This window comes from Candidatus Competibacteraceae bacterium (assembly GCA_016713505.1).
Lineage (GTDB): Bacteria > Pseudomonadota > Gammaproteobacteria > Competibacterales > Competibacteraceae > Competibacter_A.
The window spans coordinates 2828037-2843289 of sequence record JADJPA010000001.1; the positions used below are offsets into that span (position 1 = coordinate 2828037).

At 60.0% G+C, this 15253-nt stretch carries 10 protein-coding genes, 1 tRNA gene and 1 pseudogene; 2 read left to right on the forward strand and 10 right to left on the reverse strand.

Annotated elements, in window-relative coordinates:
• Positions 1-430: 430 nt before the first annotated feature.
• Positions 431-505 (reverse strand) — tRNA-Thr (locus IPK09_12895).
• Positions 506-990: 485 nt separating this feature from the next.
• On the opposite strand from IPK09_12895, the gene IPK09_12900 reads away from it, so the two are divergent.
• Positions 991-1878, forward strand: coding sequence for a Fic family protein (locus tag IPK09_12900; GenBank protein ID MBK7984512.1), 888 nt, complete (start codon positions 991-993; stop codon positions 1876-1878).
• A gap of 18 nt (positions 1879-1896) precedes the next feature.
• Here the strand turns inward: IPK09_12900 and IPK09_12905 are convergent, their stop codons facing one another.
• The 7 genes and pseudogenes from IPK09_12905 to IPK09_12935 all read right to left on the reverse strand — a co-directional run bounded on the left by IPK09_12905 (position 1897) and on the right by IPK09_12935 (position 11084).
• The gene (locus tag IPK09_12905; protein MBK7984513.1) at positions 1897-3075 is read right to left on the reverse strand and encodes a VWA domain-containing protein; all 1179 of its coding nucleotides are present in this window, start codon (positions 3073-3075) and stop codon (positions 1897-1899) included.
• Positions 3075-5378 (reverse strand): hypothetical protein, encoded by a 2304-nt coding sequence (locus IPK09_12910; GenBank protein ID MBK7984514.1) that lies wholly within the window; start codon positions 5376-5378, stop codon positions 3075-3077. Before IPK09_12910 ends, IPK09_12905 begins: the two co-directional genes overlap by 1 nt.
• A 23-nt stretch (positions 5379-5401) precedes the next feature.
• The gene (locus tag IPK09_12915) at positions 5402-6214 is read right to left on the reverse strand and encodes a restriction endonuclease (protein ID MBK7984515.1); all 813 of its coding nucleotides are present in this window, start codon (positions 6212-6214) and stop codon (positions 5402-5404) included.
• Between the two features lie 15 nt (positions 6215-6229).
• Positions 6230-6949 (reverse strand): annotated as a pseudogene (locus tag IPK09_12920) (Eco57I restriction-modification methylase domain-containing protein).
• 168 nt (positions 6950-7117) lie between these two features.
• A complete protein-coding gene (locus IPK09_12925; protein MBK7984516.1) occupies positions 7118-8197 on the reverse strand; it encodes an AAA family ATPase in 1080 nt (359 codons plus the stop codon).
• A complete protein-coding gene (locus tag IPK09_12930; protein ID MBK7984517.1) occupies positions 8194-9738 on the reverse strand; it encodes a hypothetical protein in 1545 nt (514 codons plus the stop codon). The genes IPK09_12925 and IPK09_12930 overlap by 4 nt, the downstream gene beginning before the upstream one ends.
• A complete protein-coding gene (locus tag IPK09_12935; protein ID MBK7984518.1) occupies positions 9735-11084 on the reverse strand; it encodes an SWIM zinc finger family protein in 1350 nt (449 codons plus the stop codon). Before IPK09_12935 ends, IPK09_12930 begins: the two co-directional genes overlap by 4 nt.
• A gap of 265 nt (positions 11085-11349) precedes the next feature.
• Here IPK09_12935 and IPK09_12940 point away from each other — a divergent pair, with 265 nt between their 5' ends.
• Positions 11350-11595, forward strand: a complete 246-nt coding sequence (locus tag IPK09_12940; protein ID MBK7984519.1) for a hypothetical protein — start codon at positions 11350-11352, stop codon at positions 11593-11595.
• Positions 11596-11704: 109 nt separating this feature from the next.
• Here IPK09_12940 and gyrB read toward each other — a convergent pair whose 3' ends face one another.
• A complete protein-coding gene (gene gyrB / locus IPK09_12945) occupies positions 11705-14122 on the reverse strand; it encodes a DNA topoisomerase (ATP-hydrolyzing) subunit B (GenBank protein MBK7984520.1) in 2418 nt (805 codons plus the stop codon).
• 37 nt (positions 14123-14159) lie between these two features.
• Entirely contained in the window at positions 14160-15248 is a 1089-nt protein-coding gene (gene recF / locus IPK09_12950) for a DNA replication/repair protein RecF (GenBank protein MBK7984521.1), read from the reverse strand.
• Between the last annotated feature and the right edge of the window lie 5 nt (positions 15249-15253).

Genomic DNA, 15253 nt, shown 5'->3' on the forward strand with positions numbered 1-15253 from the left:
CGAGCGTGGCGTGTTGCCATCGGCACCGTTTCCGGCCCGCCACTGCCGAGCATTAAAAGGCTGTCATTCAGCACATCTCCTTAACAAAAATCTCCCCTGCCCTTTGGCAGAGGGAATAGGGGTAAGGAATCAACCCCTGAATGAGTGGGCGCACACCCCACGCCCATGCGGCGGACGACGGGTCGAAACCGCGCGGAGCAACGGCGGGCCTCACGCACTGATCGGCATCCCTGCCAATCAGATGGCGTTCAGCTGGCCGAAACCTAGCTCAATTCGACACACGCCGCGCAAAACCGCGCAGACGCTGTCGGTCAGTCGCGATGCCGACGCCGAAGCGCCGGGCACGCTACCGCCCACCGGGGTGGCTCCCGGGGTACTGCTATAGAGCGGACTCGAACCGCGAACCTTTAAGCTTTAAAGGTCTTTCCCATGGAGAAAAAGGAGGGAATCGAACCCCCGTCAGTCTGATTACAAATCAGATGCTCAACCACTGAGCTACTTTTCCGAGCTTCGAAGACCTCTCGTCCGCCCGATACACGCCGTGCGATGGTTAGCGTTAGCGCGCCGGACCGGCATCCAGAACCGGTACCGCTGTGCGGCGACAGGCTGACTTCGAACTTGATCGGCGGGGATTTCAAAATCTTTCCGCCGAACGTCTGAGACAAAACATCAGCCAATAAAAAACCCCGGAAGGCACACCGCCGACCGGGGTTGGTAGTCCCGCTCGGAAGGTCGTCTAAGCCAGACCTTCCGAGCCTGTATGCTCGTCAGGTCCGCATCCGATCTATCGTTAGCGCGCAAGAGTGCGCCGCCGACAGTGGTCGGCCGATAGCTGATAAATGATTGAAGTTAGGCTGAGTTTTATTCATGGGGCGCAGAGTGTAGACTTAAAAAATAGAAAGTCAAGCCTGTTGTTGATTTTTTTGAAATGCTTCGTACTGCCGTTATCGTTGTAGGATTCGCCAATATCGCCTAAGTCACTTCGTTGTCATGAACACTTCAGAATCATTGATCGCTCGTGACCCCAGCAACGGGTTTTATCCTCACCAAAATCCGGACGCCATCACGGTGCTGCTAGGACTGGCGGATGACTTAAAAGCCCAGATCGACGCCCGCAAAGCCCAGTTACATCCTGAATCCGATTTGTGGCCGAAAATACTGGAAAAAATGCGCGTCGATTGGACGTATCACAGCAACGCCATTGAAGGTTCTACCTTAAGTCGGGGCGACACCTTATTTTTTCTGCAAGAAGGACTGACGGTTGAGGGAAAGCCGTTTAGGGATTTTTTGGACGCGCGAAATCATGCCGAAGCGATTGATTTACTGTTTGATGTGGTCGCCAGCGCCCGACCGATCAGCGAGGGGCTGATCAAGGAGATTAATGCGCTGTTGATGAGCGGCGTATCGCATACTCCCGGCCAAAGCCCGATCGGGCAGCCGGTAAAAAAATCTGTTCATGCGGGGCAGTACAAGCGGCTTCCTAACCATGTTCTCCAACAGGATGGGACGTTGCATCAGTACGTTTTACCGGAGCAAGTGGCCGTACAAATGCAGGAATTAGTGAATTGGATCAACGAGCATCGGCCGCCCGATCTTCACCCCATTGTTGTAGCGGGCGCGGCCCATTACAACATGGTGCGCATTCATCCCTTCGACGATGGGAACGGTCGAGGGGCGCGTATTCTGATGAATCTCATCTTGCTTAAAGCGGGATTTTTTCCAGCTATCATCCGCCGCGAACAAAAACGAAACTACCTTGAAACTCTTGCTGTCGCTGATCGGGGCGATATTGACCCGTTTCTAGAATTTGTCGCCAGTCAGTTATTGGAGACGCTGCAAACGGTAAATGAGGATTTTAAGCGGTTTGGAATTAATTAGTTTTGATGGCGCTCCGCCTTACCGTTCCGCCCTTGCCGTCACAATATTCTGTCCCGCCGCCCACAGCGCAATATCCTCACGCTTAATGGCAGCCGCCATCAGCGCCGGAAACTGATCTGGCGTACAAGCGAAGGACGGCACGCCGAGCGCCGCCAGTTTCGCCGCCAGTTGTCGATCATAGGACGGCGCGCCTTCGTCGCTTAGCGCCAGCAGGGCTATGAACTGCACCCCGGATTGCACCAGCTCGCTGGCCCGCTGCAACAGGTTTTTCTCGACCCCGCCTTCGTACAAATCGGAAATCAGCACCACAATGGTATTGCGCGGCTCGCGCACCAGCCCCTGACAATAACCGACCGCGCGGTTGATATCGGTGCCGCCGCCCAGTTGCACCCCGAACAATACCTCGACCGGATCATCCAGTTGCTCGGTGAGATCGACCACGGCGGTATCGAACACCACCAGATGCGTCTTGACAGCGGGCAGCGAGGCCATCACCGCGCCGAAAATGCTCGAATACACCACCGATGAGGCCATCGACCCACTTTGATCGATGCACAAAATCACCTCGCGCTGGGTGCGGCGGGCTTTGCGGCCGTAGCCGACCAGCGTTTCGGGGATGATGCTTTGATGTTCTTGCTGCCAGTGGCGCAGATTGGCGCGGATGGTGCGGTTCCAGTCGATTTCGGCGTGACGCGGACGGCGGTTGCGTTCGGCCCGATTCAACGCGCCAGTCACCGCGCTGCGCAGCGGCTCTTCCAGCTTCTTCATCAGTGCATCGACCACCTTGCGCACCACCAGCCGGGCTGTGTCGCGGGTCTTGGCCGGGATGATGCCGCGCAGGGACATCAAAGTCGCCACCAGATGCACGTCCGGCTGCACCGCCTGTAGCATTTCCGGCTGGAACAACATGTTTTTCAGATCGAGCCGCTCGAAGGCATCTTTCTGCATCACCTGCACCACCGAACCGGGAAAATAGCGGCGGATGTCGTCTAGCCAGCGGGCGACGCGCGGCGAGGATGCGCTGCTGCCACCGCGCAGACCGCCGGGGCCATCGGCGTCATACAGCGCGGTCAGGGCGCGGTCGATGTTCAGCGCATCGCCGTTTAACGAAACGCCGCAGGCATCCTGAGCCGGTTCGCCCAGCACCAGCCGCCAGCGTTGCAGACGGGCGTCGTTCGCGGCAGCAGGGGCATTCATTAGCTGACTCCCAACAGTTGGCGGAACAGCGGCAACACCCGTTCAGCGCGTTCCTGATCCCAATCCGGCCGCGCGCTGACGGCTGCAACGGCGGCATCCGGCCGAGCGGCGCGCTCACCGAGCTGGCGGCGTTCGGGCGCGTTGAAACCGGCGAAGGCGCGGCGCAGCAGCGGCAAAATTTGCTGAAAGCGATCTTCGCTCAACGCCGTCAGCCAGCCATCAACCAGCGTCCACAGTTGATCGTCGTGCAGCAGCACCAGCCCGCTTTGATTCAAAAACCCGTCCAGCCAGGCCGCCGCCAGCGCCGGTTCATTGCCGGGCGATAGCGCCTGACTCATGTGCAGGGCGGCCGCATCCGCCGAGGCGATTTGCTCGTCGAACAGCAGCCGCGCCGCCAGGCCACCCAGCAGGCCGTGGGCGTTGGGCAACCCCGCCACCCGCGTCAGCGCCTGCAACCAGTCGTCGCGTAATGCCTCATCCGCCAGCAGCCGCACCGCCTGATGGGTGGCGGCGATGGCCTCGCGCAGAATCTGCGCCGCGTCGTCATCCAGCGCGGTACACGCGCCGGGCAGACCAATCGCCGCTCGTGGAATCAAACCTTTGAGCACCTGCTCGACCATGCCGACATCGGTCTGGCGGACGTTGCCGTAACGCGCTACGGTGACCAGCGGCGGAATCGCGCCTAGCAATTGCACCAGATCGCTGGCCACCGCCGCTAAATCTTCCAAGGCTTGTGTGACCGGCGCGATGGCGGTTGGCAAATCGGCCAGCAACACCCGATGGACCAGATCGGCCAGCGGCGGCAGGGCGGTGAATGCGCGCGCCTGATCGACGGCTTTGGCGCTGGCGGCGTCTTCGACGGTATTGCCCCAGCGGCTGGCTTCAATCACGGCGATGGCCAGCGCCGGTTCCCATTGCAGCGTCCACAGTTCGTGGAAACTGCCCTTCGCGCCGCGTCCGGTGCGCTGGGGTTTGCCCCAGGGAATTGCCAGCAGCGTTAACCGATGCAACAGATGACTGCGCGCCAGATCGGTCGGCTCGCGCAAATCCAGATCAAGCGTCCGATCTACTGCTTCCACTTTGAGGCGCAGGCGTTTTTGCTGCTGGTTGAGATCGTGTTGCAGCGGCACCAGCGGCGCGCTGGCGGGAATCCGACCAAGCCGATCCCCGACGGTCAGGGCGCGGTTGATCAGCCGCATCGGGGCAGCATCGCCCATGCACACCACAGTTTGTAATGCCTCGTTGAGTTCGTCCAAACCGGGTTGCGGCCGTTCACGCAAGGCTGCCAGGGTTTCAGCCAGCCGCACCGCTTCGATGATATGAGCCGAGGAACAATCCAGCCCTTCCTCGCGGAACAGCCGCGCCGCCCGCGCCAGCCAGCCGACCGCTCGTTGTTCCGGTGGCGATTGCCACAAATGTTCGTACCAACCGGGCGAAGTCACACCCGCGCCGTAACCGCTGGCGCTGCTGAGGTTGCGATACGACCACGGCGCCCAGGTGGCGGCGACCTTGACGCGAGGCAAGCCCTTGAGCAAGTCATTGTCGGCTTTGGCGGAGGGCAATTCGGTCAGCGCCGGGACATGCCACGCGCCGCAGACCACGGCGATGCGGCTAAAGCCGTCTTTTTGCGCCTGCCGCAGACATTTGCGCATGTGCGCCTCACGCAGAATTTCGCGCTGTTGCGCCGCCGCCGAGCGTTCCGGGCCGGGCGTTTCCGCCCGCACCGTGGTCATCGCCTCGCGGATGGCGGCGAACAACTCCAGGCTGTTGCTCCGTTCCTCAACCAGATGATTCCACCAGCTTTCGCCGTCGCCATAACCGGCGGCGCGGCCCAGCCAGTCGAGCGGATCGAGTCGGGGATCGGTTTTCGACGTTTCGCCATGCTCGGCCTCGATTTCAGCTTCATTCACCGCTTCCGCCGAATCGTCGCCCGCTTCCGCCGCATCCGCCGCGACGGTTTCCGGTTCCGGCGGCACGAGGGCGAATTGATGGCTCATCGGCAAATCGATGAAGCGGGTCGGGATGCCGTGCGCCAGGCCGTAATGCAGTGCGTTCCATTCCGGCGAAAACACCGCGAAGGGATAAAACGCCGCCTGGCGGGAATCGTCCGGGTTGTAGACCAGCAGCGCGACCGGCGGCTCCAGATCGGCGTCGGCCATGATCGGCAACACCGCCTCGCCTTCCGGTGGGCCTTCGACCAGCAGGCAGTCGGGCTGCAAACGCTCCAGCGCCTGGATCAGACTGCGGGCGCAACCCGGCCCATGATGGCGGATGCCGAAGAGGTAGAAGGGGGTGTTGGTCATATTTATCAACAGCGCGCTTGCATCTACCGGAGTAACCTGTCTGAGAGTGAATACGGCCCTAGGAACCGCTCACCATTGAAATGAATCAGATGTGAGGGAGCGTCGGCCACCCACACTTCGGTTTCCCAGGCTATTTCGCCAAGATAGCGACCCATGATGGATCGATTTGGAAAGGCGGTTACATAGACCAGCCCGGCGGTTGACTCAGCGAACAGCCGAGCTAATTCGGTATGCCGTTTGCCATTAACTGGCCCATGACTGGTGACGCACTCCACCAATAAAAGCCAGTTTTTCTCAGCACAGTACAACACCACATCCGGCATTTTGCCGTGGGAATCCACCTTGATCCCTAACTCGGCCAAAAGAAGAGCGTCAAAGTATCCCCACTTGTCGCCGGTATCCCCAGCATAAACCAGCGAACTACCCGGTACGAAGCGTGGTGCGAATTCTTTAATGATCGCCCGGATCAGCTCGTTGTGTTTGCCGGGAGTCAGGGTAATTCGTTTACCGTGTACAACCTCAACCGGGGTGTAGTTCTGCTCGCGTTCCTTTGCGTAGCGCGCAGCCAGCGTCTCGCGCGCAGCAAGATAGACTTTTAGGTTATCGGGCCACTGCGACGTACCGAAATTACGCAGCAAAGTAAGAGCAACTGGTTCGATCTGATAGACGGCTTTTGGGCTGTTTACCGGCCTGTCAGGTTTGTCCGGATTGTAAAGGGCAAGGCCCGCATCCACGAACTGGTGCATGGTCTGACGCCGCACGGTCTCGCGGGTGTTTGGCGCATAATCTTTGGCGTAGTGTTCCCGCGCCCAATCCATGATCGGAGTAATGCCCATGAGTGGATTTTCGGTCGGATCATCCGGGAATACGATCCGGTCGAATGCGTGCTGATAGGTGGAAACGTCGGTGAAAGTACTATCGGTCGAAGTCGAAATTGTCACCGGCCCCTGATGACCATCCCGTTCCAGAAGGATAATAAGATTCTCCTGTAGCACCGCATCATCCTTAAATATCCTGCTACGCGACTCAAATAAATGCAGGTGGCGCAGCGCTGTCCGCCCAAGAATAAAATGGCGGAACGGACGGTAATAAGGCTCATTGCAGAAACTGCGCGGAATAATCGCCACAATCTGTCCACCCGGCGCAAGTCGGGCGATGGCTAAAGCGACAAAGGCCGAATATAGGTTCACCGTCTCAATACCAACTCGGCGCAAGTCCAGCCGATGTGCGGAATGGCTGTGCAGCTTCTTATAGGGCGGATTGAGAATAGCGTGAGTGTATAGGTTTAGCGAAGATGACTTTTCATCACAAAGAGCTTCAGCACTTTTATGAATAAAATCCTCGCCAAAAATAGTCGCGTTAAAATTTTCACTATGTCTATATCTTTTAAAAAGATCGCTCAGACTAGCATGTAATGTTTGATCGATTTCAAATGCTTCTACGTTGATACGATCAAAATGCAAATTATTGGCAAGCCAGCGATCAAGAAATGCGGCCGAGAGTGCGCCAATGCCAGCCCCGGCATCGAGCAGACAGCAATGACCACCAACATCCGCAAAGAGATTCGCCATGAAAACCGCGATTCTTTCTGGCGTGAAAAATTGACCAAGTTGCGATTTCTTTTTTACCTCAGTGCTCTTGGAAAGCTCTTGCCTTTTTTCTTTGATTGCAAAGAGCATGATTGGGCCTTCTATATGATTCTATTCATTAAACTCTTATTTCGCAGAATAATGGATCAGCTACTCAAACTCCCGACACGCGCGATACAAATCCTTCCAATCGCCGCGTTCTTTCATCACCGTTTCCTGATACTCGCGCCAGACCACCGCATCCTGCACCGGGTCTTTGACGATGGCCCCGACCAGGCTGGCGGCGATGTCCCTGGCGTGCAAAATGCCGTCGCCGAAATGCCCGGCCAGCGCCATGCCGCTATTAATCACCGAGATCGCTTCCGCCGTGCTCAGGGTGGCGCTAGAGGTTTTCAGCTTGGTCTTGCCGTCCTCGGTCTGGCCGTTGCGCAGTTCGCGGAAGATTTGCACCACCCGGCGGACTTCCTTCAAGGCAGGCGGTTCGCCGGGCAATTGCAGGGCGCGACCCAGTTCGCTAACCCGTTTGGAGACGATGGCGACTTCTTCCTCCTCGGTGGCGGGCGTCGGCAGCACCACGGTATTGAAGCGACGTTTGAGGGCGCTGGAGAGTTCGTTGATACCTTTGTCGCGGTTATTGGCGGTGGCGATGACGTTGAAGCCACGCACCGCCTGCACTTCCATCCCTAACTCCGGGATCGGCAACGACTTTTCGGACAAAATGGTGATCAGCGTATCCTGCACGTCGGCGGGAATGCGGGTCAGTTCCTCGACGCGGGCGGTTTTGCCCAGTTCCATCGCCCGCATCAGCGGACTCGGCACCAGTGCCTCTTTCGACGGGCCTTTCGACAGCAGTTGCGCGTAATTCCAGCCATAGCGCAGTTGTTCCTCGCTGGTGCCCGCCGTGCCTTGAATCAGCATGGTCGAATCGCCGCTGATCGCCGCCGCCAGATGCTCCGACACCCAGGATTTCGCCGTGCCCGGCACCCCGAACAGCAGCAGCGCCCGGTCGGTGGTCAGCGTGGACACGGCGGTTTCCATCAACCGCCGGTTGCCGATGTACTTGGCGCTGATGGTGAAACCGTTATCGAGTTTGCCGCCCATCAAATAGGTGACGACCGCCCACGGTGACAATGCCCAGTGGGCGGGCCGCTCGCGGTTATCGGCCTGTTGCAGCGCGGCCAGTTCTTCGGCAAATTGAGATTCGGCGTGTTCGCGCAGGATTTCGCTCATGAGGGGTTCCGTGGACTGGGAGGCCGATGGAGAGTTTTGCGCAGTTCCGCGATAGCGATCACGCGCGCCACCGTTTCACTGAAATACTGGGCCCGCGGCTGGTCGATAGGCCAGTTCCGCCCGGCTTCGTCGAGCAGCTCGACGGGAATCTGGCAGATGAAGTCAGGTAACGCCTTGCGCAGCGAATAATCCCATCTGGCGTTGTCGCTGGCTGCTTCGATGGCGGCGTTTTGCAGCACTTGGCGGGAGAAATCAGCCGAGCAAGGCGCACCGTCCTGCACGATCCGACTCAACCATTCGCCGATTCCGCCCCGACGGGTTTTTTTGAGCAGGTCGAGCCAGTGACTTTCGCGTTGCGCCGCCGGCAACTGGGTGAGCCATTCGAAGAGATCGACGGCCAGACCGGGAAGTTTGCGTTCCGCCAAAAAGGCTTCGGCCCAGGCCGGCTGGCCGCCACGCGCCAGCGCTTCGTTCCAGGCCCTGAAAATCGCCTCGCTCCAATCGGTTTTTTTAGCCCACTTCACCAGATCGGCGGGCGATAGTCTGGTATGGGCTGACCACCAGGCCAGTGGTACGGCGCGGGCGATCTGATACAGCCACCACGCCCGCTCTCCGAGCGGTTCACTTTTGACGCGGCTTTCTTCGATGGCGTCGGCTTTCCAATCCGCCTCGAAAGCGGCCGGCGGCTCGATGTTCCAGACTTGACGGAGCAGCTTGCGCTCGTGGGTCAGGCAGGCCGCGAGTCGGGCGGTCATACGGCCGACGTAGCGGCTGCCCGGCAAGCGCGCCAGCAGGTTGGCGGCCAGCAGCCGAACTTCCTTGCCGCGGTCGGTCAGCCGTTGTTCCAAAAAATCCTCGTCCGCCGGATCGAGACCGACCGCGAACGGTTCGAGCAGGGTCAGGCGCTCGCGGGCGTCCAGTTCCACCAGCGCCTTATCGAACAATGCTCTAGCCAAGACCGGATCACGGCCACGCAATCGCTTCAAAAACGCTTTACGAGCCTCTAGCGTCCCCTGTTCCCAGAGCGCCAAATCCGGCTCGCCATCGCTGGTTTGTAGGGCGTAAGCCCAATCGGGCTGCCATTGCGCCAGCCACCGACCGCGCTGGCCGAGCACCTCCAACAGCGCGGGTTGCAGCACCGGCGTTTTGTGGGCGAGGGCCAAAGCGGCGGGCAACAGCCTGGGCGGTAAGGTCGCGCCGTTTTCGGCGAGCTTGCACAAGGCTTCCTCACGCAGGCGGTCAGGGCCGTCTTGGAAAATCTCGCCCAATGCGGAAATCCATTTCGGGTCAGTCACAGCGGGATACGGTTCCGAGGCACTGGCCTGCGGCGTATCGACGCTAAACAGCGCCGGCATGAAACCGGCGTCGGCGCAGGCCGCCAGGATGCCGGCGCGGCGCAGCATGTTGATTTCCAGCGCGCCGTCAGCGGGACTGACGGCTTCCAATAACTCACCAAGCGCGCCATCCAATGCGGCCAACACCGGCGGCCGGCGCTCCGTGCCGAGTAAGGCTTGCGTGGCGAGTTCCTGCAAAGGATTCACGCGGGCAAAGCCTCCTCCGTCCAAATCAGCTCTGATGACCAAGCGCTTAGAGGACGCAGCGCGTCGCCGTTCCATTCCCCGAATACGGTCAACGGCCTCCCGCCGCTCTCCGCCACCAGCATCCAACCGTTGTCGTCGCTCACCGTCAACGGCAATACCCGGTGGGTGGGGGTTTGCAGACGCCATCCCGTCTCGCCGCGACAGGGGATGCCCTCACCACACAACAACGGCTGCGGCCATTGCCACGGATTGGCCGCCAGCGCGCTCGCCAAGCTATCCAGCGCCTGATCCAGGGTCGGCGCAGCGGGCGCTTGCCGCCGTGCTTGCAGGCGGTGCTCGTCCAGGGAAATCGCACGCAGCGGCCCATGGCCGGGAAAGAAGACCAAGGTCAGACCAAGGCAGGCGGAAGTCACATAATTCCGTTCAAAGCGGCGGCCGCCATGCGCGTGGTCGAGCAGCAGGGCCATCCGCTTGGAATTCGCGCCCTGCAACCAGACTTTCCGGCTCCACAATCGGGCCTCCTCCTCAATGCTTTGGCCGAGCACCAGCCAGTTATCCTCGATCCGCTCGCCGCTCGCCAGCACGCTCTCCCGATCCACCACCCAGCCGAGCGCGTTGCGCAGATCCGCCTGTAAGGGAGCCGGCAACGTTTCGAGCCGGCGAAAAGCGTCGATCAAGAGTTGCAACTGGCCCAATCCCCCCAAGACCCGCGCCGGCCACTGCTCGCTGCGATTGACCCAACCTCCGAGCCGGCGCAAGCGATAAGCGATGCCGGGCAATTGCGCGTCCACCATCCGCGTCGCCAGTTCATCCCACAGTTCCGGTTGGTTGGCTAGTTGCGCCAGCCCTTGACGCAAGCGATCTCCCAACCAGCGTTCCAGCTCATCCAGCCCCGCGCTCATCCGGGCCAGGCGGGCCGACTCGCGGCGGCCGGCGGCGGCCAGATCGGGTTGCGGTTTTCCGGCTGGTTCGCTCTCCGCAGTGGTTTCGGCGGCTTTGGTCGTCTGCTTCTCCGCTTTTCTACGGCGCGATTCCAACCATTCGCTGACCCAAGCAGGTCGATCGACAACGGTAAAGCGCTCCGCGTGTTGCGCCCGTAACAGCAGCAGGGCGAGACCGTGTTTGCAAGGGAATTTGCGGCTGGGACAAGAGCAACGAAAGGCTGGGCCGGATTGATCCACCTGCACCTGATAAGGTTTGGAGCCGCTGCCTTGACACTCGCCCCAGACCGCTTGATCGTCGTGGTGCAGGCCGGGCCATTTGGCGGACGTCACCAAACCTTTGGCGGCTTTCGCCGAGGCTTCATCGGGAGAAAGCTTCAGGACTTCCTGGGCGCTGAATTGCATCGTACGGCCAGTATCTCAAGACAGGGATACATTATAGCGGATTCTGTCTTATACATAAGATTATGTCTTATAATAATTGCAAATTTCCGACTAAAATACTAATATGATAGCCATCGGTGAGCGAACTGACTGCTGTCGGTTCAAGTGGCTAGTCAGGGCGCTCGGATACACCTGTTGGTGACCCCGCCCTCAACAGGGATTGTTTTCAGTTTTTCCAATTAACACAATGATTTGCAGTTTTATCAACCCGTTTGGAGGATTCACCATGGCCGCCAAAAAACTCATCGTGGAATTGCTCGATACCGACGGAAAAGGTGTAGCTGGCGTGAATGTCAAAGCCAGCGGTTGTTGGGAACTTGCTAGCCCCTTAACGGGTAAGGTTCTCTTTCTGATCGATGAACCCCAGGCCGCCATCACCATTGCCGGCAAAGAAGTTTTCAGCTCCGCGCTCGATGCCTTACCGGAACGTCTCGTTTTTGTTCAGAATGGTGGTGACTGGCAGCGGAAATAAGAAAAGCGCGATCACCCGCGCGAAACAGGATACGCACGGCGCTACCGCTCGATCTCGATCGGAGGCTGATGCTCTTTAGGTTTTATGCAGCGGATAAAACCCACTTCCTTCAGACATCTAAATTAAGCACGTCCAAGGCGTTCTGTTCGATGAAATCCCGCCGCGGCTCGACCTGATCGCCCATCAGCGTGGTGAAAATCTCATCGGCGGCGACTGCATCTTCGATCCGCACTTGCAGGAGGCGGCGGGTGGCCGGATTCATGGTGGTTTCCCACAGTTGCTCCGGGTTCATCTCGCCCAACCCTTTGTAGCGCTGAATGTGCTGGCCGCGCTTGGCTTCTTCCAACAACCAATCCATCAGCTCGCGAAAATCGCGAACGGCGCGCTCGCGCTCGCCGCGCCGCACTTCCGCCCCACCGTCGAACAAGCCGCTCAACCTCACGCCCAAACGGGCGAGGGTGGCGTATTCGGAAGACCCGAAAAATTCGGCGGAAAGCCGAAACTGACGGTCCAGCCCATGGGTTCGGCGACCGACTAGCAAACTAAAACTTTCCCCTTCCAGTCGCGGCTCGCTAGCCGCTTGGTAAATCGTGCGCTCGCCCGCGCTAGCGTTCAATCGCCCGATCAACGTATTGACCCAACCGCTCAAAAACGCGCCATCACCGCGCAATCGACCGGCGTCCAACGGCGGCATATAGATCAACTGTTCGAGCACAACGCTGTCATAGCGGCGCGACAAGCGCTGGATCACCGCCGTGGCGGCCATGTAGTCGCGCGCCAACTCCTCTAGTGCTTCACCGGTCACAGGAACGCCAGCGCCGCCTTTAGGAACCAGCGCCGCGCCGTCCAGCGCCGCTTGCAGCAGATTGTCCGACAGTTCCGTATCATCCTTGACGTAGTTTTCCTGTTTGCCTTTTTTGATCTTGTACAGCGGCGGCTGGGCGATGTAGATATGGCCGCGCTCGATCAACTCCGGCATCTGTCGATAGAAAAATGTCAGTAATAAGGTACGAATATGCGACCCATCGACATCGGCATCGGTCATCAGAATAACGCGAAAATAACGGAGCTTGTCGGGGTTGAACTCTTCTCGGCCGATGCCGCAACCCAGGGCGGTGATCAAGGTTCCGACTTCCACCGAGGCCAACATCTTGTCGAAACGCGCTTTTTCAACGTTCAAAATCTTGCCTTTCAGCGGCAAGATCGCCTGAAAGCGCCGGTCGCGGCCCTGCTTGGCCGAGCCGCCGGCGGAATCGCCCTCCACCAGAAACAGCTCTGACAGCGCAGGGTCTTTCTCTTGACAATCCGCCAGCTTGCCCGGCAGCCCGGCGATGTCCAACGCCCCCTTGCGGCGGGTCATCTCGCGGGCGCGGCGGGCGGCTTCGCGGGCGCGGGCGGCGTCGATGATCTTGCCGGTGATCGCCTTGGCCTCGTTGGGATTTTCCAGCAAGAATTCCTGGAGCTTCTCCGCCACCACCGATTCGACGGCCGGCTTGACCTCGGACGATACCAGCTTGTCCTTGGTCTGCGACGAGAATTTTGGATCGTGCAGCTTCACCGACAGCACGGCGGTCAGCCCTTCGCGGGCGTCATCGCCGCTGGTTTCGACCTTGGCTTTCTTGAGAATCCCTTCCGCGTCCATGTACTGATTCAGGGTGCGGGTCAGCGCGCCGCGCAAGCCCGCCAGATGGGCGCCACCGTCGCGTTGCGGGATGTTGTTGGTGAAGCAAAACACGTTTTCCTGATAGGAGTCGTTCCACTGCATCGCCAGTTCGACCTGAATATCGTCGCGGGCGGTGTTCAGGTAGAACACACTGTCGTGCAGCGGGGTTTTGTTGCGGTTCAGGTGTTCGACGAACGCCTTGATACCGCCTTGGTACTCAAAGACATCTTCCTTGCCAGTGCGCTCGTCGCGCAGGCGGATACAGACCCCGGAGTTGAGAAAAGACAGCTCGCGCAAGCGCTTGGCCAGCACGTCGTAATGAAAATCGATGTTGGTGAAAACGGTGGCGCTAGGCCTGAAGCGGATTTCGGTGCCGGTCTGCTCGGTCTCGCCGACGGCTTGCAACGGCGCTTGCGGGTCGCCGAGCCGGTAATCCTGGCGGTGGAGCTTGCCGTCGCGGTGGATGGTCAGTTGCAGGTATTCGGACAGCGCGTTCACCACCGACACGCCGACCCCGTGCAGGCCGCCGGACACCTTGTAGGAACGGTCGTCGAATTTGCCGCCGGCGTGCAGCACGGTCATGATGACCTCCGCGGCGGAGCGGCCCTTGGAATGCTCGTCGGTGGGAATGCCGCGGCCGTTGTCGGTCACCGTCACCGATTCATCGGCGTGAATGGCCACGCTGATCTCGGTGCAGTACCCGGCCAGCGCCTCGTCGATGGAGTTGTCCACCACCTCGAAAACCATGTGATGCAAGCCGGTGCCATCGTCGGTATCGCCGATGTACATGCCGGGCCGTTTGCGTACCGCGTCTAGCCCTTCCAGGACCGTAATGCTCGACGAGGTGTAAGACGAATCGTTCATAAAACTCCGCTTCTCCAATCCGTAATGTAGGCGCGGATTATACCATTTTGCCCAGCTCTCCGTGCGTGAGATGAAACGTTTTCGCCTCGCTCCAAGCGGCGATATCCAGCAAGCCCGGCTCGATGGCGGTCACGAACAACTGGCTGTCGAGCGTCGCCAACACCCGCATCACCCGCGCTCGATTGGCGGGGTCGAGCTCGGAGGGCAGATCATCGATCAACAAGATGCTGGCATCTCCCGCACGGAGCCGGTACAACTGCGCTTGCGCCAGCAACAAAGCGATGACCAGCAGCTTCTGCTGGCCGCGCGACAGCGCTTCCGACAAAGGCCGCCCGTCGACCCGGATACTGAAATCCGCCCGGTGCGGCCCCAGCCGGGTATGGCTTTGCTGGCGATCCTGATCGCGACCGGCGTGCAACCACTCCGCAAAATCCCGCTCAGGCGGCTCTAGAGGCCAGCCACGGCGATAATCGACCTCGACCCTTACCCCACAGAGGGTCGACTCCGCCAAAGGCCCTAAAACGCTTTCTAGGGCCTTACAGAAGGTTTCGCGCAATCGGTCGAGGGCCGCCGCGGCCAGCGTCAGTTCGCCGTCCCAAGCATCCACCACCCGGTCGGGACAACGAGCGCGCAAGGCGGCATTGCGGTGGCGCAGGGCCGCGCCGTAGCGCCGCCAAGCGTCGAGAAACGCTGGCTCGGCGTGGAACAACCCCCAATCCATGAAGCGACGCCGCAGTTGCGGGCCATCTTCCAGCAAGCGATGGCTGTCGGGATTGAGCAACAACACCGGCACCTGCCGGGCCAAGTCGGCCAGCGAGCGGGTTGGAACGCCGCCGACACGGGCCACCAGTTCGCGCGGTCCGCGCTCGACCCCGACCGGCACCCGCCGACCGTCGTTGCTGGCCATCATCGCCACGATGCGGAACAGCTCGGACTCGGTCTGGATCAATTCGCGCGGCTGACGGGTGCGAAACGAACGGCCCCGACCCAGAAAATATAACGCCTCCAGCAGGCTGGTTTTGCCGGAGGCGTTGGGACCGATCAGCAGGTTCAGGCCGGGCGCGCACGGCAGGTCGATCCGCCGCAGGTTGCGAAACCCGGCGATGTCGAGCGAAGCGACCCGCATCCGAG